General features: G+C 62.1%; 23 protein-coding genes. 12 read left to right on the forward strand and 11 right to left on the reverse strand.

Features of this window, described 5'->3' with window-relative positions; genetic code table 11:
* Window positions 1-96: 96 nt before the first annotated feature.
* On the forward strand, window positions 97-618 hold the full coding sequence (locus ACYF6X_RS08885; RefSeq protein WP_063989769.1) for a GNAT family N-acetyltransferase: 522 nt from the start codon (window positions 97-99) through the stop codon (window positions 616-618).
* Window positions 619-743: 125 nt separating this feature from the next.
* On the forward strand, window positions 744-1493 hold the full coding sequence (gene ydfG, locus ACYF6X_RS08890; RefSeq protein WP_016927858.1) for a bifunctional NADP-dependent 3-hydroxy acid dehydrogenase/3-hydroxypropionate dehydrogenase YdfG: 750 nt from the start codon (window positions 744-746) through the stop codon (window positions 1491-1493).
* A gap of 36 nt (window positions 1494-1529) precedes the next feature.
* On the opposite strand, the gene ACYF6X_RS08895 is transcribed toward ydfG, so the two are convergent.
* Entirely contained in the window at window positions 1530-1856 is a 327-nt protein-coding gene (locus tag ACYF6X_RS08895) for a YnfA family protein (RefSeq protein ID WP_107226837.1), read from the reverse strand.
* 148 nt (window positions 1857-2004) lie between these two features.
* Between ACYF6X_RS08895 and ACYF6X_RS08900 the strand changes: the two genes are divergently transcribed.
* Together ACYF6X_RS08900 and ACYF6X_RS08905 are read left to right on the forward strand one after the other, a co-directional pair.
* Window positions 2005-2373, forward strand: a complete 369-nt coding sequence (locus ACYF6X_RS08900; RefSeq protein WP_004938560.1) for a DUF1283 family protein — start codon at window positions 2005-2007, stop codon at window positions 2371-2373.
* Between the two features lie 89 nt (window positions 2374-2462).
* Window positions 2463-2762 carry a DUF1161 domain-containing protein gene (locus tag ACYF6X_RS08905; RefSeq protein WP_063989767.1) on the forward strand — a complete coding sequence of 100 codons (300 nt, stop codon included), beginning with the start codon at window positions 2463-2465 and terminating at the stop codon, window positions 2760-2762.
* A gap of 45 nt (window positions 2763-2807) precedes the next feature.
* Here the strand turns inward: ACYF6X_RS08905 and ACYF6X_RS08910 are convergent, their stop codons facing one another.
* On the reverse strand, window positions 2808-4295 hold the full coding sequence (locus ACYF6X_RS08910) for an MDR family MFS transporter (RefSeq protein WP_406880145.1): 1488 nt from the start codon (window positions 4293-4295) through the stop codon (window positions 2808-2810).
* 508 nt (window positions 4296-4803) lie between these two features.
* On the opposite strand from ACYF6X_RS08910, the gene ACYF6X_RS08915 reads away from it, so the two are divergent.
* The 5 genes from ACYF6X_RS08915 to clcB all read left to right on the forward strand — a co-directional run bounded on the left by ACYF6X_RS08915 (window position 4804) and on the right by clcB (window position 9667).
* Window positions 4804-5520: an ABC transporter permease gene (locus tag ACYF6X_RS08915; RefSeq protein ID WP_004938551.1), complete on the forward strand. Its 717-nt coding sequence runs from the start codon at window positions 4804-4806 to the stop codon at window positions 5518-5520.
* Window positions 5521-5584: 64 nt separating this feature from the next.
* Window positions 5585-6454, forward strand: a complete 870-nt coding sequence (locus tag ACYF6X_RS08920; protein WP_406880149.1) for a glycine betaine ABC transporter substrate-binding protein — start codon at window positions 5585-5587, stop codon at window positions 6452-6454.
* Window positions 6454-7104 (forward strand): osmoprotectant ABC transporter permease OsmW, encoded by a 651-nt coding sequence (gene osmW, locus ACYF6X_RS08925; RefSeq protein ID WP_049199194.1) that lies wholly within the window; start codon window positions 6454-6456, stop codon window positions 7102-7104. Before ACYF6X_RS08920 ends, osmW begins: the two co-directional genes overlap by 1 nt.
* The gene (gene osmV, locus ACYF6X_RS08930) at window positions 7101-8240 is read left to right on the forward strand and encodes an osmoprotectant ABC transporter ATP-binding protein OsmV (RefSeq protein ID WP_130018019.1); all 1140 of its coding nucleotides are present in this window, start codon (window positions 7101-7103) and stop codon (window positions 8238-8240) included. Before osmW ends, osmV begins: the two co-directional genes overlap by 4 nt.
* Window positions 8241-8365: 125 nt before the next feature.
* Window positions 8366-9667 carry a voltage-gated ClC-type chloride channel ClcB gene (gene clcB, locus ACYF6X_RS08935; RefSeq protein WP_038873948.1) on the forward strand — a complete coding sequence of 434 codons (1302 nt, stop codon included), beginning with the start codon at window positions 8366-8368 and terminating at the stop codon, window positions 9665-9667.
* On the opposite strand, the gene ACYF6X_RS08940 is transcribed toward clcB, so the two are convergent.
* Window positions 9664-10056 carry a helix-turn-helix domain-containing protein gene (locus tag ACYF6X_RS08940; RefSeq protein ID WP_130018018.1) on the reverse strand — a complete coding sequence of 131 codons (393 nt, stop codon included), beginning with the start codon at window positions 10054-10056 and terminating at the stop codon, window positions 9664-9666. The two genes, clcB and ACYF6X_RS08940, sit on opposite strands and share 4 nt — an antisense overlap.
* A 69-nt stretch (window positions 10057-10125) precedes the next feature.
* On the opposite strand from ACYF6X_RS08940, the gene ACYF6X_RS08945 reads away from it, so the two are divergent.
* Window positions 10126-10620: a DUF2938 family protein gene (locus ACYF6X_RS08945; protein ID WP_130018017.1), complete on the forward strand. Its 495-nt coding sequence runs from the start codon at window positions 10126-10128 to the stop codon at window positions 10618-10620.
* Between the two features lie 6 nt (window positions 10621-10626).
* Here the strand turns inward: ACYF6X_RS08945 and bioD are convergent, their stop codons facing one another.
* The 3 genes from bioD to ACYF6X_RS08960 form a co-directional block, all read right to left on the reverse strand.
* The gene (bioD, locus tag ACYF6X_RS08950) at window positions 10627-11292 is read right to left on the reverse strand and encodes a dethiobiotin synthase (protein ID WP_049199186.1); all 666 of its coding nucleotides are present in this window, start codon (window positions 11290-11292) and stop codon (window positions 10627-10629) included.
* A gap of 144 nt (window positions 11293-11436) precedes the next feature.
* The gene (gene mlc / locus ACYF6X_RS08955; RefSeq protein WP_033648222.1) at window positions 11437-12654 is read right to left on the reverse strand and encodes a sugar metabolism global transcriptional regulator Mlc; all 1218 of its coding nucleotides are present in this window, start codon (window positions 12652-12654) and stop codon (window positions 11437-11439) included.
* A gap of 159 nt (window positions 12655-12813) precedes the next feature.
* The gene (locus ACYF6X_RS08960; RefSeq protein WP_063989761.1) at window positions 12814-13704 is read right to left on the reverse strand and encodes a LysR substrate-binding domain-containing protein; all 891 of its coding nucleotides are present in this window, start codon (window positions 13702-13704) and stop codon (window positions 12814-12816) included.
* A 147-nt stretch (window positions 13705-13851) separates the two neighbouring features.
* Between ACYF6X_RS08960 and ACYF6X_RS08965 the strand changes: the two genes are divergently transcribed.
* Window positions 13852-15120 (forward strand): MFS transporter, encoded by a 1269-nt coding sequence (locus ACYF6X_RS08965; RefSeq protein ID WP_172837479.1) that lies wholly within the window; start codon window positions 13852-13854, stop codon window positions 15118-15120.
* Between the two features lie 51 nt (window positions 15121-15171).
* Here the strand turns inward: ACYF6X_RS08965 and ACYF6X_RS08970 are convergent, their stop codons facing one another.
* Window positions 15172-16419 carry a glycoside hydrolase family 10 protein gene (locus ACYF6X_RS08970; RefSeq protein WP_423827555.1) on the reverse strand — a complete coding sequence of 416 codons (1248 nt, stop codon included), beginning with the start codon at window positions 16417-16419 and terminating at the stop codon, window positions 15172-15174.
* A 168-nt stretch (window positions 16420-16587) separates the two neighbouring features.
* A complete protein-coding gene (locus tag ACYF6X_RS08975) occupies window positions 16588-18378 on the reverse strand; it encodes a glycoside hydrolase family 3 protein (RefSeq protein WP_242512553.1) in 1791 nt (596 codons plus the stop codon).
* Between the two features lie 336 nt (window positions 18379-18714).
* Here ACYF6X_RS08975 and tus point away from each other — a divergent pair, with 336 nt between their 5' ends.
* Window positions 18715-19653, forward strand: coding sequence for a DNA replication terminus site-binding protein (gene tus / locus ACYF6X_RS08980; protein ID WP_130018014.1), 939 nt, complete (start codon window positions 18715-18717; stop codon window positions 19651-19653).
* On the opposite strand, the gene ACYF6X_RS08985 is transcribed toward tus, so the two are convergent.
* The 3 genes from ACYF6X_RS08985 to fumC form a co-directional block, all read right to left on the reverse strand.
* Complete coding sequence (locus ACYF6X_RS08985) at window positions 19643-20011, reverse strand: VOC family protein (protein ID WP_028128189.1); 369 nt, start codon at window positions 20009-20011, stop codon at window positions 19643-19645. The genes tus and ACYF6X_RS08985 overlap by 11 nt on opposite strands.
* Window positions 20012-20101: 90 nt before the next feature.
* Window positions 20102-20791 (reverse strand): helix-turn-helix transcriptional regulator, encoded by a 690-nt coding sequence (locus ACYF6X_RS08990; protein ID WP_130018013.1) that lies wholly within the window; start codon window positions 20789-20791, stop codon window positions 20102-20104.
* A gap of 61 nt (window positions 20792-20852) precedes the next feature.
* On the reverse strand, window positions 20853-22250 hold the full coding sequence (fumC, locus tag ACYF6X_RS08995) for a class II fumarate hydratase (protein WP_460925513.1): 1398 nt from the start codon (window positions 22248-22250) through the stop codon (window positions 20853-20855).
* Between the last annotated feature and the right edge of the window lie 47 nt (window positions 22251-22297).

Below are 22297 nucleotides of genomic sequence, written 5' to 3' on the forward strand. Positions count from 1 at the left end.
GTCGCTTCTGCCGCCAATACGCGTAATATCGACGATCCGCCCCAATTTATGGGCGCGGATTTTTTGCCGTTATGGCCTGAAAAGCGAGGAATTAAAATGAATCACAATGACCTTTCTCAGTGCCGCGTTGACACCGACCGTTTGTTGATTGCCCCCTTTACCGCAGCAGACGCCGACGATGTTTACCAGGCGATCACCCCCACCCTGACGCGCTTTATGGCCTTTGAGCCGGAGGCGTCGCCGGAAGATTTCGCCAACGTCTGGCAAGGCTGGCTGCCGCTGATGCGCGAAGGTGAAGAAGTGATCTTCGTCGCCCGCCGGCGCGAAGACCGCCTGTTCGTCGGCGTCGGCGGCGCACACAACCTGCGCAGCCACACTCCGGAGCTGGGTATCTGGGTCAAAGAGAGCCTGCATGGCCAGGGTTACGGGCGCGAAATCGTGCAGGGCATCGCGCGCTGGGTCAGCGAGCGCTTTCAGCCTCAGCACCTTATCTACCCGGTGGCCGAGCAGAATGCCGCCAGCCGTCGCCTCATCGAGTCGTTGGGCGGCGTGCTGGCCGGGCGTTGCGAACGCGTCAAGTATGACGCCGTGGTGTACCACCTGCCGCCTCAGCGCTAATCAGCATCGGGCCGCCGGCCCGGTGTGACCTTTTTTGCTTTCCGCCGTGATAACCGCTGCCACTGCCTGCGGGTTTGTGCTAATGATAGAGGTATGTAGGGTAAAAACAGTTGAGGAACAGCAACATGATTATTTTTGTTACCGGCGCCACCTCCGGTTTCGGCGAGGCGATCGCACGCCGTTTTATCCGTGAAGGCCACCAGGTGATCGCCGCCGGGCGCCGCCTTGAGCGTCTCGAAGAGCTGCAGGAAGAACTCGGCCAAGCGCTGCATATCGTGCGGCTCGACGTGCGCAACCGCGCCGCCATTCAGCAGGCGATCGAAGCACTGCCGGCCGAGCTGCGCCAGATCGACGTGCTGGTGAACAACGCCGGGCTGGCGCTGGGGCTGGAGCCGGCACACAAGGCCAACGCCGATGACTGGGAAACCATGATCGACACCAACGCCAAGGGGCTGGTGAACATGACGCGCGCGCTGCTGCCGGCCATGGTCGAACGCAACGTCGGCCATGTGATCAACATCGGTTCCACCGCCGCCAACTGGCCTTACGCCGGCGGCAACGTGTACGGCGCCACCAAGGCGTTCGTTAAACAGTTCAGCCTGGGCCTGCGCGCCGATCTGCACGGCACGCGCATCCGCGTGACCGATATCGAGCCGGGCCTGGTGGGCGGCACCGAATTCTCCAACGTGCGTTTCAAGGGCGATGACGGCAAGGTCAACAAAACCTACGAAGGCGCCGACGCGCTGACGCCGGAAGACATCGCCGAGTCGGTGTTCTGGGTCGCAACGTTGCCGGCGCGCGTCAACATCAACACGCTGGAAATGATGCCGGTCAGCCAGTCCTTCGCCGGGCTGAATATCCACCGAGGCGCCTGATCTCCGACGGCGGGAGGCGACTCCCGCCCTGTTTCCTCAGGCCGCGCGCCAGCCGGAAACGATGATCAGCATGCCCACCAGCGCCACCCCGGCGCCCACCCAGTCCAGCGCAGACAGCTTCACCCCATCCACCACCCGCAGCCATAGCAGCGCCGTCGCCACATACACGCCGCCATAGGCCGCGTAGACCCGCCCGCTGGCCGCCGGATGCAGCGTCAACAGCCAGACAAACAGCATCAGGCTTAATGCCGCCGGCAGCAGCAGCCAGGTGCTGCCCTGCTTCTTGAGCCATAGGTAAGGCAGGAAACAGCCGATAATTTCGGCGAGCGCGGTGGCGAAAAACAACAGCGTGGTTTTTAACATCGGTCGCAGTTTTCTCTCGATAAAGTAAACGAATCGGCGCTTGGCTGGTGAATTCCAGGAGCGCGGTGGTATATTTATTACCACGCCTGCGGGCGAGGTAACGCCAGTGCCGCCATCATCAGGCGCACTCACTCATAAGGATGAAACGATGAAAACATTTTCGACCCAACGACTGCTGCGCGGGATGCTGCCGGTCGCCATGCTGGCCGTCATGGGCGCCTGGCAGGCGCCGGCGCTGGCAGCCACCTGCACTCAGGGCAGCACCTGCGTCACCGTCGATGGTAAAGGCAGCGGTGCGATGAGCACCGAAGAAGCGCGCCAGAGCAAAGAGCAGTGGAATGATACCAAATCCCTGCGCCACAAGGTTAACACTCGCGTCGAGAAAGAGTTCGACAAGGCCGATCGCGCGGCGGATGACGAAGACCGCTGCAACGACAGCAACAACGTCAACGCGTACTGGGAGCCGGACACCCGTAAATGCCTGGATCGCCAGACCGGGCGTCGGATTAATCCTTAATCCGCCTGCGGCGGGCGGGCAAGCGTGAAACCCGGCCGCCGTTGCTGCTATCCTGTTACAGGAAGTCCATTGTCTAAAAGGATGACGTGATGAAAAAAACGCTGATATTAACCGCTGTATTGCTGGCCGGCGCGCCGTTGGCGGCCCTGGCCTCCTGCGAAAGCGTGAAAGCGGACATTTCGCAAAAAATCGTCAATAACGGCGTTCCGGAGTCCGGCTTCAAACTGGAGATCGTGCCTAACGATCAGGCCGATCAAGCGGGCGGCCAAGTGGTCGGCCACTGCGAAAACGACACCCAGAAGATCGTCTATACCCGCCTGAACAACGGCGACGATCGCGGTGACGCGGCGCAGACCGGCACCAGCCAGGATACCTCCAACTCGCAGTAAGCCACATCGGCTACCCAGGGCGCGCAACAGCCGCGCCCTTTTCTTTTATGCCTGTTCCGCCTCTTCCTCTTCGCCCTGCGGCCGGCAACGCGCCGGGATCAGCATCGCCGCCGCCAGCGCCAGCAACGACACCAACGCCGACACCAGGAACACCCAATGCAGCGAGGCCGCTACGTGCTGGGTCAGCTGCGACAACGCTTCGCTCCCCATGCTCTGCCGCACCGCCGGCTCCATCAGCCGCTGCACCGGATCGTCAATCTCCGGCAAACGCCACTGCAGGTTGAGGTTCAGCGTGGCGCCCAGAATGGCGGTGCCGATGGCCGACCCCACCATGCGGGTAAATACCGTACAGGCGGTGGCGATGCCACGAATGCTGTAATGCGCCGCGTTCTGCACCGACACTAAAAACGTGGTGTTGCACAGCCCCATGCCGGCGCCGACCATAAACGCCGCCACCCGGCCCCACAGCAGGCCGCCGTTCGGCTGCAGCATCAGCAGGATCAGGCCGCCGGCCACCAACAGCAGCGCCCCCAGCAGCGCCGTCGCGCGATACGAGGTCATCAGCATCAAACGGCCGCTCAGCGTGCTGGCCAGCGGCCAACCGATCGACATCAGCGCCAGCGTGGTGCCCGCCTCCAGCGGCGAGCCGCCCATTACGCCCTGAATGAAGGTCGGCAGGAAGGCACTGATGCCCATCATCGCCGCGCCGATCACCAACCCGCCGATGTTACCGGCGACGATCACCCGGCTCTGCCACAGCGCCAGCGGGAACAGCGGTTCGACCGCGCGCCGCTCCTGACGTATCAGCAGCGCCAGCGACGCCGCCGCCAGCGCGAGCAACGGCGCCACCCACCATCCCAGGCTTTCCATCTGCAACAGCGCCAGCAGCAGCGCCGAAACGAATAGCGTCAGCCAGGCGGTGCCCGCCAGATCCAGCGCGTGCCGCCGCAGCTGCTGATGGGCCGGCAGATAGCGCCAGAGGAAGAACATCGCCAGCAGGCCGATCGGCAGGTTGACCCAGAACACCAGCGCCCAAGGCAGATGCTGCACGATAAACGCGCCCAGCAGCGGGCCGATAATCGCCGACACGCCCCATACGCTCGACAGATACCCCATCACCTTCGGCCGCTCGGTGGCGCTGTAGATATCGCCGATGATGGTGGAAGCGATCGGCATGATGGCGCCGGCGCCCAGCCCCTGCAATAAACGGAAGCCGATCAGCCAATACATGTCGGGGGCGAAGCCGCACAGCACCGATCCCAGCAGGAACAGCGTGGCACCGAAGAAGAACACCCGCTTGCGGCCGTAGAGATCCGCCAACCGGCCGTAGATGGGGATGGTGATCGCCTGCGCCAGCAAATAGACCGCGAACACCCACCCCAGCAGCGAGAAGCCGCCGAGATCGCCGATGATGGTCGGCATGGCGGTAGCGACGATGGTGGCTTCGATCGCCGACATGAACATCGCCAGCATGCAGGCGATCAGGATCAGCGGGCGGTGGGCAATGGGTGCGGGTGAAACGTTATTTGTCATGGCGTTATGCAGGCTTCCTGGCGTTTTTATTTTCCCTGAGTATATCAGCAAGCGCCTGCGCCAAGTCTATCCGCCCTCACATCCTGCTTTTGCCGGCGGCGAATCGCACCATTTGGACTGATTGTTACGGCGTAACGTTTTGCTGCGGATTTTTTTCACTTTCCGCGCATCCCAGCGCTGACGCGGGCTGAGGCGTGAATACGGGCAAACTCAATCAGCTGATTTTGTTCATAAAACTTGGCATGGCCAACGACGGGGTGCTATACCTTTCCTAGCCGGGGTCATTGGGCTTCGTGCTTTCTCTAGTTTAAATATCAGTATCTTATGCTGATTAACTCACGTATTGAGCCTACGTTCAGCACGCTGTGCCGAACGCACCCTTCGCTCAATGTCGCTAACCTCATGCGAAACGCCCGTTTTGTACCGCCACGCCCGCCGGGCAGTGGGTAACAATCAGAGCGGAATGCGCCGCCTATCGGCCGCTCCGCGCAACGGAGGACGCAACATCATGCACAAGTCAGCGCCATACCGGCGCCTGCTCCTCGGGAGCCTGCTGTTTATCGCCGTCATCGCGCTGCTGGTTTACGGCATCGGTTGGGAAACCCTCAAGTCGCGCCGGGAAGATTTGATTTACCTCGGCCAGCAGCACATGTTCCTGGTGGTGTGCTCCATGCTGCTGTCGCTGCTGGTCGGCATTCCCAGCGGCATCCTGCTGAGCCGCCCCTTCGCCCGCCGCTGGGCGGAGCACGTGATGCAGATCTTTAACGTCGGCAACACCCTGCCGCCGCTGGCGGTGCTGGCGCTGGCGATGGTGATCATCGGCATCGGCGATCGGCCGGCGGTGGTGGCGCTGTTCCTCGCCTCGCTGCTGCCCATCGTGCGCAATACCTATGCCGGCCTGCGTTCGGTGCCGCCGGCGCTGGTCGAGGCCGCCAACGGTATTGGCATGACCGCCGGGCAGCGGCTGCGCCAGGTTGAGCTGCCCAACGCGCTGCCGGTGATCTTCGCCGGGGTGCGCATCGCGATGGCGATCAACGTCGGCACCGCGCCGCTGGCGTTTTTGATCGGCGCCAGCAGCTACGGCGAACTGATTTTCCCCGGCATCTACCTGAACGACTTCCCGACGCTGATCCTCGGCGCCGCCGCCACCGCGCTGATCGCCCTGCTGCTCGATCTGGCGCTGGCCGGTCTCGGCCGCCGGCTCAGCCCGCACACCGCATCCTGATGGGAGAAACGCGATGACTCGATGGTTACAACACCTCCGCCACGCGCTGCTGTTCTCCTTGCTGATGACCGGCGCGGCCGCCTGGGCCGCCCCGCTGACGCTGGCGAGCAAGAACTTTACCGAACAGCGCATTCTGTCGGCGATCACCGTGCAATACCTGCGGGCCAAAGGTTTTCAGGTCGAACCCAAGACCAATCTGGCCACGGTGATCACCCGCAACGCCATGATCAACAAACAGATCGACATGACCTGGGAATACACCGGCACCTCGCTGATCATCTTTAACCACATCAATAAGCGCATGACGCCGCAGGAAACTTACGACACGGTGAAAAAGCTCGACGCCAAACTCGGTCTGGTGTGGCTGCAGCCGGCGGACATGAACAACACCTACGCCTTCGCCATGCAGCGCCAGCGCGCGGAAAAAGAGCAGATTCGCACGATGTCGCAGCTGGTGGCCAAAGTGGAACAGGTGCGTAAAACCGACCCGAAACACAACTGGCTGCTGGGGCTGGATCTGGAGTTTGCCGGCCGCTCGGACGGCCTGAAGCCGATGCAGGCGCTGTACGACATGCCGCTCGATCGCCCGCAAATCCGCCAAATGGACCCCGGCCTGGTTTACAACGCCATCCGCGACGGCTTCGTCGATGCCGGACTGGTGTACACCACCGACGGCCGGGTGAAAGGCTTCGATCTGCAGGTGCTCGAAGACGACAAGGGCTATTTCCCGAGCTATGCGGTCACGCCGGTAGTGCGCGCCGACGTGTTGCAAAACACGCCGGGGCTGGAAGAGGCGCTGAACACGCTGTCGAAACAGTTCAACAATCAGGTGATCACCGAGCTTAACGCCAAGGTGGATATCGACTACCAGACGCCGCAGCAGGTCGCCGACGCGTTCCTCAAGCAGCGCGGCCTGATTAAGGGAGACATGTGATGAATACTGTGCTTTACGCTTGGCAAAACTGGGCCTACATCGCCGGATTGACGCTGGAACACCTGCTGCTGGTCGGCGTCGCCGTCGGCCTGGCGATCCTGATCGGCGTACCGCTCGGCGTGCTGATCGTCCGCCACAAATGGCTGGCGACGCCGGTGTTGAGCCTGGCCACGCTGGTGCTGACCGTGCCCTCCATCGCCCTGTTCGGGCTGATGATCCCGCTGTTTTCCTTAATCGGCCACGGCATCGGCTACGTGCCGGCGATCACCGCGGTGTTCCTCTACTCGCTGCTGCCGATCGTGCGCAACACCCACACCGCGCTCGACAACCTGCCCGGCGGGCTGCGCGAAGCCGGCCGCGGCATCGGTATGACGTTCTGGCAACGCCTGCGCTGGGTAGAGATCCCGGTGGCGCTGCCGGTCATTTTCGGCGGCATTCGCACCGCCGTGGTGATGAATATCGGCGTGATGGCGATCGCCGCAGTGATCGGCGCCGGCGGCCTCGGCCTGCTGCTGCTCAACGGCATCAGCAGCAGCGACATCCGCCAGTTGATTACCGGCGCCGTGATGATCAGCCTGCTGGCGATCGTCCTCGATTGGTTATTGCACCGCTTGCAAATTGCGCTAACGCCCAAGGGGATCCGCTCATGATTAAATTGGAAAATCTGACCAAACAGTTCATGCAGAAGAACGGTACGCCGTTCAACGCCGTCGACAACATCAATCTGGACGTGCCGGAAGGCGAAATCTGCGTGCTGCTCGGCCCTTCCGGCTGCGGCAAAACCACCACGCTCAAGATGATCAACCGCCTGATCGAACCCACCGGCGGCACCATTCTGATCAACGGTGAAGACACCCGCGCGCTGGATACCGTCAGCCTGCGCCGCAAAATCGGCTACGTCATCCAGCAGATCGGTCTGTTCCCCAACATGACCATCGAGGAAAACATCACCGTGGTGCCGCGCATGCTGGGCTGGGACAAAAAACGCTGCCACGATCGCGCCGAGGAGCTGATGAGCATGGTGGCGCTGGATCCCAAGCGCTTTTTGCACCGCTACCCGAAAGAGATGTCCGGCGGGCAGCAGCAGCGCATCGGCGTGATCCGTGCGCTGGCGGCCGATCCACCGGTGCTGCTGATGGATGAACCCTTCGGCGCGGTGGATCCGATCAACCGCGAAACCATCCAGAACGAGTTTCTCGACATGCAGCGCCAGTTGAAAAAGACCGTGATGCTGGTGAGCCACGACATCGATGAAGCGCTGAAGCTCGGCGATCGCATCGCAGTGTTCCGTCAGGGCAAAATCGTACAGAACGCCAGCGCCGATGAGCTGCTGGCGCGGCCGGCGAACGACTTCGTTGCCTCCTTTGTCGGCCAGGACCGTACGCTAAAGCGCCTGCTGCTGGTGCAGGCCGGCGACGTAGCCGATCAGCAGGAAACGGTGACGGTGCGGCGGGAGACGCCGCTAGTGGAGGCGTTCGGGCTGATGGACGATATCGACGCCCGCTCGGTGACGGTGGTGGACGCCGACGGCAAGCCGCTGGGGTACGTCAAACGCCGCGAGGCGCGCGGCGCGCCGGGCGTCTGCGCCGACAGCCTGCACCGTTTCCGCGTCACCGCGCGGGCAGAGGAGAACCTGCGCGTGGTGCTGTCGAAGCTGTACGAGCACAACACCTCCTGGATGCCGATCGTCGATGAAGACGGCCGCTACAGCGGCGAAATCTCGCAGGATTACATCGCCGACTACCTCAGCTCCGGCCGCACGCGCCGGGTGCTGACGCCGCAATAACTCACCCCGGGGCGCTCACCGCCCCGCCCACGCCGCAGTTTGCTAAAGATTCACTGGTCATCGGCCGGAGCGCCAAGCACAATGCGCTGATGACCCTTTGATTTTTCTCACGACGCCGCCCACGCATGAAAAGATTGGTCCACCTGCACCACTATCGCGCCCTGTTGCGCAGCCTGTTTATCGCCGTGTTCATCGGCGTCGCCGCCGCTCTGGCGGTGTGGCTGTTCCACCGTTCGATGATTGGCCTCGAGTGGCTGCTGCTCGGCAATGCCGACGGCAGCCTGGTGGCCGCCGCCGCCGCGCTGCCCGGCTGGCGGCGCGCCCTCACTCCGGCACTGGGCGGCCTGGCGGCGGGCCTGCTGCTGTATATTCACCAGCGCTACCGCCACCAGCGCCCGGCGGCGCCTACCGACTATATGGAAGCGATCGAGACCGGCAACGGCAAGCTGGACACCGGTGCCAGCCTGGTGAAGTGCCTGGCGTCGCTGCTGGTGGTGTCGAGCGGCAGCGCCATCGGCCGCGAAGGCGCGATGATCCTGCTGGCGGCGCTGGTAGGCTCGCTGTTTGCCCAGCGCTTTACGCACGAGAAAGAATGGAAACTGTGGGTGGCCTGCGCCGCCGCCGCCGGGATGGCCAGCGCCTATCATGCGCCGCTGGCGGGCAGCCTGTTTATCGCCGAGATCCTGTTCGGCACCCTGATGCTGGCCTCGCTCGGCCCGGTGGTGATCGCCGCGGTCAGCGCCCTGCTGATGACCAACCTGCTCAACGGCGGCCAGGCGCCGCTCTATCTGGTGACGCCGCTCGCGGCCCCCTTGCCGACGCAATACCTGCTGATGGCGCTGGTCGGCGTGGTGGCCGGCGCCGGCGGGCCGCTGTTTTTATGGCTGATGACCGCCACCGGCCACGCCTTCCGCTCGCTGCGGTTGAAGCCGCCGTTGCAGCTGGCGCTGGGCGGCCTGATCGTCGGGCTGCTTTCGCTGCTGTTCCCGCAGGTATGGGGCAATGGTTACAGCGTGGTGCAGGCGCTGCTGATCGCGCCGCCGGGGGTGCTGTTGCTGGGGGCTATCCTGGTGTGCAAACTGTTGGCGATCCTCGCCAGCAGCGGGTCGGGCGCGCCGGGCGGGGTCTTCACCCCGACGCTGTTCGTCGGCGCCGCGCTCGGTTCGATCATCGGTCAGCTGTTTGGCCTGTGGCCGGGCATGGATACGGCGGTGCCGCTGCTGCTGGCGCTGACCGGCATGGCGACCCTGCTGGCCGCCACCACCCATGCGCCGATCATGGCGGCGTTGATGGTGTTTGAAATGACCGGCGAATACGCGCTGCTGCCCGGCATTCTGCTCTCGTGCGTGATCGCCACCACCGTGTCGCGCGGCCTGCGGCCAGTGTCGGTGTATCACTCGGCGCCGCCGCCCAAACGCGAGGCTTAGAACTCGCCCTGCTGCAGGATTTTCCTGAACTGCGGGCACTGCAGGTGCTCGGGTTCAGGGCAATCGACCATGTGGCGCAGCCCGTCGCGTACCTGCATCAGGCGCTGGATATGGCGATCCAGCTCATCCGCCCGCGCCGCCAGCAGCCCGCGATCGAGCGCTATCTTGCCCCGTTCGTCAAACAAGGCGCTCATCTCGTCCAGCGTAAAACCGGCCAGGCGCGCCAGCGCGATCAGCCGCAGTTGGTCAAGCACGCCGGCGGCGTATTGGCGACGCAAACCGTGGCGGCCTATCGACGCGATCAGCCCTTTCGTCTCGTAATGCCGCAGCGCGGAAGGCGCGATCCCGCTCAGGCGCGCCACCGTGCCAATATCCAGTTCTTTTGCCATTGACTTGAAGCCGACTTTAAGTTGCACACTGTGCGCACATTATCACGTCACTGAGCCAAGGACACCCCTATGACCCCCGATCTGTTAGTGCACATCCTGTTAACCGGCGCCGGCGCCACCCTCTGCATGGATCTGTGGGCGCTGCTGCTGAAGCGGCGCTTCGGCATCCCTTCTCTCGATTATGCGCTGGTGGGCCGTTGGTTTCTCGGCATGTTCGACGGCCGCTGGTTTCACGCCACCATCGTTACGGCGCCGCCGCGCCGGGGAGAGAGAGAAATCGGCTGGATATTGCATTACGCCATCGGCATCGCGTTTGCCTTTATCCCGATCGGTTTGGCGGGCATCGGGTGGTATGCGGCGCCGGAGCCGTTCATCGCGCTGTTGAGCGGCTGGCTGAGCCTGGCGGCGCCGTTTCTGGTGATGCAGCCCGCGCTGGGCTTTGGCGTGGCGGCGGCGAAAACCGCCCACCCGCGAAGAGCGCGGCTCCTCAGCCTGCTCACCCACACGGTGTATGGGCTGGGCCTGCTGATCGTCGCCCGATTGTTGGCGACGCTGTGCGCCTGAGCGGGCTTACAGCAGCGTGGAAATATCGAGGTAGTGCGCCAGTTCGCGCTGCTCCGCGCGCGGCAGGTACGGAATTTCACCCAGCAGCGGCGCGGGAATGCGCTGCTGCAGCGCCGCGATGGTTTCAGCATAGTGCGCCAACCCCGGGTTGATGCGGTTGGCCACCCAGCCCAACAGCGGCAGGCCGTCGTTGATGATCGACTGTGCGGTCAGCAGCGCGTGGCTGACGCAGCCCAGCTTGATGCCCACCACCAGCACCACCGGCAGCTGTTCCTGCACCACCCACTCAGCGTAAGGCCGCAGATCGTTCATCAGCACCCGCCAACCGCCGCTGCCTTCCACCACCACCGTGTCGGCTTTGGCGGACAGATCCCGCAGACCGCTGCTCATCACGCCATAGTTGATGTCCTCGGTCGCATGCGCGTGAAACACCTCATCCAGGCAGGTGATGGGATTGATCTCCTCGTAGGACAGCGGCAGGGTTGAAGATGCCTGCAACACCAAAGCGTCTTTATTGCGGATGCCCTCGCTGGTTTCCTGGCAGCGTGCGGCGATCGGCTTGTAGCCGGCCACCGAACGGCCCTCGGCAGCCAGCGCCTGCATCAACCCGCGGGAAACCACGGTTTTACCGACGTCGGTATCCGTGCCTGTCACAAATAAACGCTTCAACATGAATAAAATGCCCCAGAATGCCCCGTTAACAATATGTCGCCGCATCGGCGGCGAAGAAGTCTTTCGGAAAAATTCTAGGGGATGCTGCCACGTAGGGGCTTGAGGTAGCTCAATCTTTTGCAGGATTAATAAGAAGTTCTGATGTTAGCCTTGCAGCAGCTGCACCAGCAATGAACCGTTGTACAGCGCCTCTTTCACCAGCGCCGCACCGGGCATGGTGCCCTGATTGAAGAACTGCGTGGATTCGACCTTGACCTGCTCGCTGTAGGCCGGCAGCGCCTGCTGGCGAATGCAGGAGGCGATGGCCGGATGCAGGATCTCCGCCGCACGGTTGAGCGGCGAGCCGACCAGGATCTTCTCCGGATTGAACAGGTTGACCATGATAGCCAGAATGCGCCCCACGCTGTGGCCGACGCCGAGAATGATGTCCCGCGCCAGCTGATCGCCTGCCAGCGCGGCATCGCACAGCGATTCAACGGTCAGCGGCGCGCCGTGCAGGCTGGAGCTCATCGAGCCGCTCAGTCGCTGCTGGGCGATCTCCAGCATGTTTTCGATGCTGGCCACGGTTTCGAGACAGCCGTGGTTGCCGCAATAGCAGCGTTTACCGTAAGGATCGACCTGGGTGTGGCCGATTTCCACCACGCTGTGGCTCCCGGCGTGCAGCACATGGCCGCCGGTGATCACCCCGGCGCCGACGTTGTGGTCGATCACCACCTGAATGACGTTCTGGCTGCCGCGCGAGGCGCCGTACAGCGCTTCAGCCATGGTCCAGGCGCTGATGTCGTGCTGCAGGTAAACCGGCAGGCCGGTGCGGGTTTCCAATGCCGGGCCAAGCGGCATCTCCAGCACGTCGTAAAACGGCATGCGGTGCACCACGCCGGACTGCACGTCGATCATGCCCGGCAGCGTGATGGCGATCGCCGTCAGCCGCTCCAACTTGCTTTGGTGACGGATAAAGAACTGATCGACTTCGGTCAGGATGCGTTTCAGCAGCGGTTCAGGGTGTTCGGCCGCCAGCGGCAGCAGCTCCTCCACTACCAGTTTGCTGCTGAGATCGCGCAGCGCCAGCGTGATGCTGCCGCGGCTGATGCGGGCGGACAGGTAGTGCCAGGCCTCGGTGTCCAGCACCAGCCCCACCGCCGGGCGGCCCCGGCTGCCGATTTCCTGGTACTCGGTTTCCTTGACCAGATGGGCTTCCAGCAGTTCGCGCACGATCTTGGTGATGCTGGCGGGCGCCAGCTGCGCGCGTTTTGACAGTTCGATGCGCGAAATCGGGCCCAGTTGATCGATTAGCCGATAAACCGCCCCCGCATTGGTCTGCTTGATTTGATCGATATGCCCAGGCTGCCCAACCGCAATCACAAACCTGCTCCTACTATTTTTCGCGCTTCTAAATAAAGACTAGGGGTTATGGTGGGGCTTTTGTCATACAGCGTCAACTATTTGATTCGTTATGTGATTTGCTGCACAAATTCCTCGCGATTTCAGCGTGAATTGATTTTTATTTGCCCAAGCTCAACGTCATTTCAGCATCAACGCCATCAGCGCCTGCGCGGCGGCGGTCAGCGGCCGGCGGCGGTGATGCACCAGCCACACTTCGGTGGTGGCGTCCGGCTCCGCCAGCGGCAAATAGCGCACGCCGTCCACCCGCACCCGGGCGAAAGAAGCCGGCAAAATCGACACCCCCAACCCGGCGGAAACCAGCCCGATGATGGTCATCGCTTCCCCCACTTCCTGGGTGATATACGGGGTAATGCCGGCCTTGCCGAGCAGCAGCAGAATTTCGTCGTACAGCGCGGTGCCCACTTCACGCGAGAAGAACACGAACGGCTCCTGTGCCAGGTGTTGAAACCGCAGCGCGCCGCCGGGCGTTTCCGCCAGCAGATGCCCTTCCGGCACCACCGCCACCAGCGGTTCACGCAGCAGAAGCTGAAAGTGGAGCGCCTCCGGCAGCCGCGTGTTGCGCATCACCCCCAGATCCAACTCACCGTTCAGCAACGGCTCGATCTGCTGTTTGGTGTTGATTTCGCGCATTTTGATATGCACCTGCGGGGAGTGCTGACGAAAGGCGCGCAGGCTGCGCGACACCACGCCGATAAAGGGCGCGGAAGAGGTAAAGCCGATGGTCATTTCCCCCAACTCACCGCGATCCAGACGCGCTGCCTTTTCCGCCGCGCGCCCGACCTGATCGAGCACCTGGTAGGCTTCTTTGAGGAACATCTCCCCGGCCTGGGTCAAACTGACGTTGCGGTTGTTACGCGCCAGCAGCCGCGCGCCAACCATCTCTTCCAGCGCCTGGATTTGCTGGCTGAGCGGCGGCTGGGAGATCCGCAACCGTTCGGCGGCGCGGCCAAAATGCAGCTCTTCCGCCACGGCGATAAAGTAACGCAGGTGTCTCAATTCGATATTCATATTTAAAACGTCTTAATTTGAATTATTAATATATTAGACAAAAAATTCGCCGCTCCCTATCATTTTGTTATCTGTAAAATGTCTGTTTATCTCCCCGAAGTTCGGTAAGGAAACGCTGTGACAACCCCTGTGCGTTCTACGGCCGCGATGCCGTCGACGCTGGCCGCCAACGATGACGCGGCCGCTGCGCCAAAAGTAAAACGCTCCACCCTCAACAACAAACTCCCCTATATCGAACGCGGCACGCCGCAGTTTATGCGCGTGACGCTGGCGCTGTTTTCCGCCGGGCTGGCGACCTTCGCGCTGCTCTACTGCGTGCAGCCGATCCTGCCGGTGCTGTCGCAAGATTTTGGCGTCTCGCCGGCGGAAAGCAGCCTGTCGCTTTCGGTCTCCACCGGCCTGCTGGCGATCGGCCTGATGTTCACCGGGCCGCTGTCCGACGCCATTGGCCGCAAGTCGGTGATGGTAGTGGCGCTGCTGCTGGCGGCGGTCTGCACGCTGATCTGCGCCTTTATGACCAGCTGGCACGGCATTTTGCTGATGCGCGCGCTGATCGGCCTGTCGCTGAGCGGCGTGGCGGCGGTCGGCATGACCTACCTCAGCGAAGAGATCCACCCCAGCTTCGTCGCCTTCTCGATGGGGCTGTACATCAGCGGCAACTCGATCGGCGGCATGAGCGGCCGCCTGGTGACCGGGGTGTTGACCGACTTCTTCTCCTGGCGCGTATCGCTCGGAGTCATCGGCCTGTTCGCCCTTGCCGCCGCCTGCATGTTCTGGCGCATCCTGCCCGCTTCGCAGCATTTTCGCGCCAGTTCGCTGCGCCCGCGCACCTTGCTGATCAACTTCAAGCTGCATTGGCACGATAAGGGCCTGCCGCTGCTGTTCGCGGAAGGTTTCCTGCTGATGGGCAGCTTCGTCACCCTGTTCAACTACATCGGCTATCGCCTGCTGGCGGATCCTTACCACCTGAGCCAGGCGATTGTCGGCCTGCTGTCGGTGGTATACCTCACCGGCTCCTACAGCTCGCCCAAGGCCGGCGCGCTCACCTCGCGCTTCGGGCGCGGCCCGGTGCTACTGGCCTCGATCGTGATTATGCTGATCGGGATTCTGATTACCGCGCTGCCGCAGGTGCCGGCGATCTTTATCGGCATGATGCTGTTCACCGCCGGTTTCTTCGCCGCTCACTCGGTGGCCAGCAGCTGGATCGGCCGTCGCGCGCGCCGCGCCAAAGGCCAGGCGTCGTCGCTGTATCTGTTTTGTTATTACGTCGGATCCAGCGTGGCCGGCACCCTCGGCGGCGTGTTCTGGCACAGCTTCGGCTGGAATGGCGTGGCGGCGTTCATCAGTCTGATGCTGCTGCTGGCGCTGCTGGTGGTGCATTACCTGAAACGCCTGCCGGAAGCGGCCCGCCTCTGAAAAGAAAAAGCCGCGGTGGTTTGCCGCGGCTCGTCATGTCAGTGCCTGTGATTATTGGCCGGTTTTCCAGCGGGTGCGCAGGTACTCCACCGCCTTGTCCGTTTGCGGCTCAGTCAGATAACGCTGCCGGAACAGGATGGTTCCCCCCATCCCCGGCAGGCTCTCGTTAAGATCCAGCTGCCTCTTCAGCTCGGGGACGCCGCCATCGACGGTCCAGGCCGGCTCGCTGGCCGCAGGCGTGCCCACTTTATACAGCGCCACCCCGGCATAGAGCCGGACTGATGTGCCCTTCACCACCTCGGCCCACCAGTTGGCCAGCACGTCGTAGCGGACAATTTCACGATCAAAAGGCCAATACAGCTGCGGCGCGATATAATCGAGCAGCCCCAGTTTGACCCACTGGCGCGTATCGGCATAGGCCGTATCGTACGATGGGGCCCCTGCCCGCGTCGCCGAGCCGGCAGGATCGTCCGCCTTGTTTCGCCAGACGCCCGTCGGGCTGACGCCAAACGCAACCGCGGGCTTCAACGCTCGGATGGTGGCTGAAACCTGTTTTATCAATTGCAGCGTGTTGTCCCTGCGCCAGGCGGCTTTGTCGGCAAATCCTTTTCCGTATGCGCGAAACGTTCGTTCATCATCCAGCGGCGATTGCGGCGTTTCGTAATAGAAATAATCGTCAAACTGAATGCCGTCGACCTCATAATTTTTGACAATTTCAGTCACCACGCTGGTGATCCAGTTGCGCACGTCGGGCAGACCGGGGTCGAGCACGAAGCGCTCGTTGGCGGTGCGTATCCAGTCGGGATGCAGCGCATAGACGCTGGCCGGCGGCGACTGCAGCGTATGATTGAGTGCGTCAATCGTTTGCTGTCGGGTATTCATGGAAACCCGATAAGGGTTCAGCCAGGCATGCACTTTGATGCCGCGCCGGTGCGCTTCTTTCAGCATAAAGGCCAGCGGATCGTACCCCGGATCCTGGCCCACGGTGCCGGTCAAGACTTCTGACCAGGGCAAGATGCTTGAGCGCCACAGGGCCGTGCCGTCCGGTTTAACCTGAAAATACACCGCGTTAATCCCGGTTTTCACCATCTCGTCCAGCGCGTCCGCCAGCCCCCGTTTCTGCAGGCGAACCCGCTCTTGCGCGGTTTCCGCTTTCAGGGAGGCCGCCGGCGGCCAGTCCAGGCCAATGACCGTGGCCAGCCAGATGCCCCGCATCGGTGTTATCGGCGGTGTCGGTTGCGGGGGCTTCTCCGGTTCGGGTGGCTTGGCGCATCCGCTCACGCCCAACATTGCGGCCATCAACAGCCATCCGCCTAATTTTGTTACGCCTGTCGGCATTCTGGTTCTCCTTCCGTGAGTGACGGTTATCCCATGTCGTTTCGTGCAGAGCAAGAAACTGCCCGCTTTCTCAACGCTATCAAGCTATCGGCGTCGCCCTGTTCAGACGACGCCGGTGTCCTTACCCCATTACCAGCTCAGCCCAGTTCCGCGCGGGAACGCCACCTTGCCCGTATTGGTTTCTACATCGTAGTCATGCCAGGTGTTGACCGGCAATTTGCCCTGCGGTTTGATTTTACCCGTCAGCACCTGTGCCAAAGAGACCATCGAAGGGCCACGCCACACGCCGCTGTCATACCCGTAGTAGGAATAGGTGGCGACGGCCGCCTCCACGTCTGCGGCATAGTTCACGATATCGTAAGGTGCGCGCAGTGAGAGGTGAATCCGTTTTTTCCCCTGCTCGGCGGCGTATTTCAACCAGCCCGGATAAGGGCTGCTGTCATTACCCGCCCCGGTTGCGGAGGTAACGACCCCATCCTGTTCAGCCGGCGTAAAACGGGTTGAGAGGGTTCCGAGCAGGAACACGTCGCAGCCGGCAATATGTTCCCTGACCTGGGCGTCGCTCAGCTCCGTTTCCTTCGCGGCAACGACGTTCTGATACCCCTCCTGCGCCATCACGCGCGCAATGCCGTTGGCCTGCTCGCCCCATGGGGTCAGAATAAAGTAGCGCAGCGCCTTGTCCTTTAACGGCAACAGGCTGTGGCGATCGATCACCACGGTAATGGAACGATCGGCGATACGTTTTTCCAGCTTATGCGCTGACGACGCAACGTCGCTGGAACAGGGTTTCTCGCTATGGCCCATCAGGCTATGGCGTAATTTCAGGCACAAAATTCGCTCGACCGAGGCATCGATATCAGCCTCGCTGAGATGCCCCGTTTTCACCCTGTCTGCAAGGTAGCGGATCAGATCCGGCAGCAGGCTCGCCTGGGCCGGCGAGGCGATGCTGACAGGCATCAGGGCAATATCCACCCCGGCAGCAAAGACGTTTTCAGCCGCCGCTTGCTGGCTGAAATGCTCGGCAATCGCGCCCATATCCAGCGCATCTGAAATCGTTACGCCGGCATACCCCAACTCATTGCGCAGGAGCTGGGTCTGAATTTCATGCGACATGGTGGCCGGCACCGTGATTTTTTCACCGCTGCGGGTATCGATCTGGCGGTTATCCAGTGCCGGATACTGAATATGCGCGGTCATCACCATGTCCGGCGCCGCGCAGCGATCGATGGCCTGCTTGTAAGGGGCGATGTCGATGGCAAAGGCCTCTTCCCGCGTGCGATCGACGCGCGGCAAACCGGTATGCGAGTCGGTGGAGGTGCTGCCGTGGCCGGGGAAGTGTTTATACGCGGTGATCAGCCCTTGGTGTTTCATGCCCGCCACCATTTTCTCTGCCAGACGGGAAACGGTGTTCTTATCATCGCTGAAGGCGCGAACGTTAATCACCGGGTTGAACGGGTTGGTGTTGACATCAACGACCGGGGCAAAGTTGGTATTGATATGCAACGCGCGCATATCCTGAGCCATCAGCTTGCCCTGTTCAACGGCGAGCTGTTCATCCGCGCCCCCTTCAATCGCCGCCGCCAGCGCCATATTGCCGGGGAATGAGGCATAGTCGCCGCGCGGCAGCCGGAAAACGTTACCGCCCTCGTTGTCCGTGCCAATAAACAAACGAATGCCCGCGTGGGTTTTCATCGCGGCATACCAGGCCGTCAACGTGTTGATCTGCTGCTTGTCTTTAAGATTATTGGCGAACAGGATCACCCCACCCACGTGGTTATCGGCGATCAGCTTGCCAATGGCTTCATCGGGGACGGTCATATCCTGATTGCTGCTACCGTTCCGATCCCAGTAGCGAAAATCCAGCATGATTTTTTGCCCGATCTTCTCTTCCAGCGTCATGTTTTTGACTTTCTGTTTCATATCCACAGTGAACCTCCGTTTAAAGCACCCGTTAATGACAGAAGAAAAGATAACCCCAAGGGCTCATAGCGTCCTGCCATTCTGTTTGTTCCAGCGTTTGGACAACGGCAAACGAAAAATTGACGAAACAAAAAGCTAACGGTCAGAAAAAATCCATCAATGAATCAAAACACTACGCATACCGGGTGTATTACGTGCCCTGGCGTAGAGGCCGCTATGGCGCATTTTCCGCTGGTAAGCCGGGTGGCCAGTGAAGCTGCCTACGGCGCAGGGGCCGATGTTGCCCCCTGTCCGCTACTCCTCTATAGTATGTTGTAACTAAAATAGGAGCGTGCGATGAGCAGATACGATGTGATTGGCCGGATGAACGCCTGCTTTACCGAGCTGGAGCAGGCGCTCGGCGCGCTGCAGCAGCAGATCGCCCCGCTGCGGTTGCTGGCGGCGCGGGTGTTCAGCCTGCCGGAGGTTGAAAAAGGCCAGGAACATCAGGCCATCTCACATATCGCGGTCGAACAGCATGTGGGGCAAGCGGCGCGCGATCTGGCGCTGGAGCATTATCAGCGGCTGTTCATCCACCATAACCGGCAGAATGTCAGCAGCAAGGCCGCCGTGCGCCTGCCCGGCGTCCTCTGTCTGGCGGTGGAGCAGCCGGAGTATCAGGCGCTGCAAACGCAGTTGGCGCTGATCAACCGCCTGAAGGGCGAACTGGAACAGATTATCACCGTCGATTCCGGCCTGGCGCCGGAGCAGCGTTTCGAGTTCGTGCACACCCATCTGCACGGGCTGATTACCCTCAGCGCCTATCGCACCCTCACCGCCCTGACCAATCCCGACTCCGTGCGCTTCGGCTGGGCCAACAAGCACATCATCAAAAACGTCAAGCGGGACGACATCCTGGCGCAGCTGGAGAAAAGCCTGAAAGCCGGCCGCGCGGTACCGCCGCACAGCCGTGAACAGTGGGCTGCCCTGGTCAGCCGCGAGATAGACGACGTCAGCCGCCTGCCGCAGCACGCGACGCTGAAAATCAAGCGGCCGGTCAAAGTGCAGCCGATCGCCCGGGTGTGGTATCAGCAGCAGCAAAAACAGGTGCAACACCCCTGCCCGCTGCCGCTGATCGCCCTGTGTCAGGTTGAAAACGGCGCAGCGGTGCCGAAGATCGGCGAACTGCTCAACTACGACGTCGACGCGGTGAAACACCGCTACAAACCCGACGCCCGGCCGCTGCGGCTGCTGGTGCCGCGTCTGCATCTGTATACCGACGACGCTACTCGCTGAGGGCATACACCCGCAGGCGATGGCCGTCCGGATCTCGCGCCACGAAGGTGTAACCGAACTCCATCTCGGTCGGCGTTTGCTCAATCGGCAACCCGAGTTCGCGCCACTGGTTATAGCGCGCTTCGACCTCTTGCGGATCCTGGCACAAAAAGCCCAGTTCACCGCCGCCACCGGTCAACGTGGCAGCGGGTTTTACCCCCTGTTTGGCCCACATTCCCAGCTTGAAGCCGTTGTTGAGCACGAACAGGGCGAAGCCAGGGGAAAGCTCTACCGGCGCCTGTCCCAGTAAACGTTGATAAAAGGCGGCGCTGTTCAGCGGGTTGTCGACGTAAAGCAGGGTCATGCTGGGAAGGGTCATCGGTCTGTCCTCTGGGTGATGGGAACCGGCCGGTTCCCGATAGGCACAGACTAAGGGGTGCGACTGACAGTTTATGGCAGCAACGTGCCGCTATTGCTCCGCAATGCCCTCACTGAGGCGCCACTCTTTCAGCAACCGCCGCCGGCCGCGCGGATAGCGCTGTTCCAAAGGCGTAGCAGCCTGAATGCGATCGAGGCGAAAATGGCGAAACGCCTGGCGCAGCTCACACCAGGCGACCAGCATCTGGAACTGCTCGAAAAAACCCAGCGCAAAGGGCCACAGCAGGCGTTCGCTGTGCTGCCCCGCCAGATCGAGATAGTCGATATGCAGCTTGCGCTCGCGGCGGATGGTGTCACGGATCAGCACCCGCATCGCATCCGCCACCGGCGGCGCCTGAACCGGCGCTATCAATAGCGTGTTGGCCTCCAGCGCCTCCCGCAGCGCCGGCGGCAGCACGTCGGCGATCTTGGCCAGCGCCTGGCCCGCCGCGCTCGCCAGCTGGCTGTCGCCGCGGCGGCTGACCCAACGCATCCCCAGCACCAGCGCTTCTGTTTCCGCCTGCGAGAACATCAGCGGCGGCAGCATAAAGCCGGGCCGCAGCACATAGCCGACACCCGCCTCGCCGACGATCTCCGCCCCCTGCTGCTGCAGCGTAGCGATATCGCGGTACAGCGTGCGCATGCTGATGCCCAGCGTTTGCGCCAGCGCATGGCCCGCCACCGGATAACGGTGGCTGCGCAGCAGCTGCATCAGATCGAGTAAACGTTGCGCGCGCGACATCTTGATTTCTCCATAAAAAAGGGGCTTACCTCAGTAAGCCCCCGGTTGCCTCACAGATCAATCATTTCTGCATGCTGCCGACCATCGCTTCCGGCCGCACCCACTCGTCGAACTGCGCGTCGGTCAGGTAGCCGAGCTTCAGCGCCGCAGCTTTCAGCGTCAACCCTTCCTTGTGCGCTTTCTTGGCGATTTCCGCCGCCTTGTCGTAGCCGATATGGGTGTTGAGCGCCGTCACCAGCATCAGCGATTCGTTCAGCAGCTGGGTGATGCGATCGCGGTTCGGTTCGATGCCCACCGCGCAGTGCTCGTTGAAGCCCTGCATGCCGTCGGCCAGCAGGCGAATCGACTGCAGGTAGTTGTGGATCACCATCGGGCGGAATACGTTCAGCTCAAAGTTGCCGGAAGCACCGCCGATGTTCGCCGCCACGTCGTTGCCCAGCACCTGGGCGCACAGCATGGTCATCGCCTCGCACTGGGTCGGGTTGACTTTGCCCGGCATGATGGAGCTGCCCGGTTCGTTCTCCGGGATCGAAATCTCGCCGATGCCGCAGCGTGGGCCGGACGCCAGCCAGCGCACGTCGTTGGCGATCTTCATCAGCGAAGCCGCCAGCCCTTTCAGCGCGCCATGCCCCTGCACCAGCGCGTCGCAGGTCGCCAGCGCTTCGAACTTGTTCGGAGCCGTGACGAAGGGCTGATGGGTCAACTCCGCCAGCGCTTTAGCAACGCGCACCGCGTACTCCGGATGGGTGTTCAGCCCGGTGCCGACCGCCGTGCCGCCCAGCGCCAGCTCGGCGATGTGCGGGATACTGTCCTCGATGTGTTTCAGATTGTGCGCCAACATCGCCGCCCAACCGGAGATCTCCTGCCCCAGGGTCAGCGGCGTGGCGTCCTGCAGATGGGTGCGGCCGATTTTGACGATGTCACGGTAAGCTTCGGCCTTGTCGCTCAGCGTCTTGTGCAGCACTTTCAGCTCGGGGATCAGGTGTTCGCGCAGCGCAATCACCGCCGCCACATGCATCGCGGTGGGAAACACATCGTTGGAGCTCTGGCTTTTATTGACGTCGTCGTTCGGGTGCACCTTGCGCTCTTCACCGCGCACGCCACCCAGCAACTCGCTGGCGCGGTTGGCCAACACTTCGTTCATGTTCATGTTGGTCTGGGTGCCGGAACCGGTTTGCCAGATCGACAGCGGAAACTGGTCGGCATGGCTGTCCGCCAGCACTTCATCGGCGGCGTTGATGATGGCGGCGCCCCGTTCGGCCGGCAGCAGCCCCAGATCCACGTTCACCTGCGCGGCGGCGCGCTTGGTCAACGCCAGCGCGTGGATCAGCGCGGTCGGCATCTTTTCGGAGGAAATGCGGAAATGCGCCAAAGAACGCTGGGTTTGCGCGCCCCACAGCTTGTCGGCCGGTACTTCGATGGGGCCCATAGAGTCTTTTTCGATACGAACGCCTGCCATCATTATCTCCTTAGCATAATTCCTAAAATTGTAGGGTTAGGCCGACG

The sequence above is a fragment of the Serratia sp. ID 25-353 genome (assembly GCF_054792795.1).

Bases quoted from the DNA above. Each gene is read 5' to 3' on its own strand.
- ACYF6X_RS08905 (WP_063989767.1), top strand. From the start codon at position 2,463: ATGAAAAAAACGCTGATATTAACCGCTGTATTGCTGGCCGGCGCGCCG.
- ACYF6X_RS08945 (WP_130018017.1), top strand. From the start codon at position 10,126: ATGACCCCCGATCTGTTAGTGCACATCCTGTTAACCGGCGCCGGCGCC.
- osmW (WP_049199194.1), top strand. From the start codon at position 6,454: ATGAATACTGTGCTTTACGCTTGGCAAAACTGGGCCTACATCGCCGGA.
- bioD (WP_049199186.1), bottom strand. From the start codon at position 11,292: ATGTTGAAGCGTTTATTTGTGACAGGCACGGATACCGACGTCGGTAAA.
- ACYF6X_RS08895 (WP_107226837.1), bottom strand. From the start codon at position 1,856: ATGTTAAAAACCACGCTGTTGTTTTTCGCCACCGCGCTCGCCGAAATT.
- ACYF6X_RS08990 (WP_130018013.1), bottom strand. From the start codon at position 20,791: ATGTCGCGCGCGCAACGTTTACTCGATCTGATGCAGCTGCTGCGCAGC.
- ACYF6X_RS08900 (WP_004938560.1), top strand. From the start codon at position 2,005: ATGAAAACATTTTCGACCCAACGACTGCTGCGCGGGATGCTGCCGGTC.
- ACYF6X_RS08920 (WP_406880149.1), top strand. From the start codon at position 5,585: ATGACCGGCGCGGCCGCCTGGGCCGCCCCGCTGACGCTGGCGAGCAAG.
- ACYF6X_RS08960 (WP_063989761.1), bottom strand. From the start codon at position 13,704: ATGAATATCGAATTGAGACACCTGCGTTACTTTATCGCCGTGGCGGAA.
- ACYF6X_RS08885 (WP_063989769.1), top strand. From the start codon at position 97: ATGAATCACAATGACCTTTCTCAGTGCCGCGTTGACACCGACCGTTTG.
- ACYF6X_RS08910 (WP_406880145.1), bottom strand. From the start codon at position 4,295: ATGACAAATAACGTTTCACCCGCACCCATTGCCCACCGCCCGCTGATC.
- ACYF6X_RS08975 (WP_242512553.1), bottom strand. From the start codon at position 18,378: ATGAAACAGAAAGTCAAAAACATGACGCTGGAAGAGAAGATCGGGCAA.
- ACYF6X_RS08985 (WP_028128189.1), bottom strand. From the start codon at position 20,011: ATGACCCTTCCCAGCATGACCCTGCTTTACGTCGACAACCCGCTGAAC.
- clcB (WP_038873948.1), top strand. From the start codon at position 8,366: ATGAAAAGATTGGTCCACCTGCACCACTATCGCGCCCTGTTGCGCAGC.
- osmV (WP_130018019.1), top strand. From the start codon at position 7,101: ATGATTAAATTGGAAAATCTGACCAAACAGTTCATGCAGAAGAACGGT.
- ACYF6X_RS08940 (WP_130018018.1), bottom strand. From the start codon at position 10,056: ATGGCAAAAGAACTGGATATTGGCACGGTGGCGCGCCTGAGCGGGATC.
- ACYF6X_RS08915 (WP_004938551.1), top strand. From the start codon at position 4,804: ATGCACAAGTCAGCGCCATACCGGCGCCTGCTCCTCGGGAGCCTGCTG.
- tus (WP_130018014.1), top strand. From the start codon at position 18,715: ATGAGCAGATACGATGTGATTGGCCGGATGAACGCCTGCTTTACCGAG.
- ACYF6X_RS08965 (WP_172837479.1), top strand. From the start codon at position 13,852: ATGCCGTCGACGCTGGCCGCCAACGATGACGCGGCCGCTGCGCCAAAA.
- ydfG (WP_016927858.1), top strand. From the start codon at position 744: ATGATTATTTTTGTTACCGGCGCCACCTCCGGTTTCGGCGAGGCGATC.
- ACYF6X_RS08970 (WP_423827555.1), bottom strand. From the start codon at position 16,419: ATGGCCGCAATGTTGGGCGTGAGCGGATGCGCCAAGCCACCCGAACCG.
- fumC (WP_460925513.1), bottom strand. From the start codon at position 22,250: ATGGCAGGCGTTCGTATCGAAAAAGACTCTATGGGCCCCATCGAAGTA.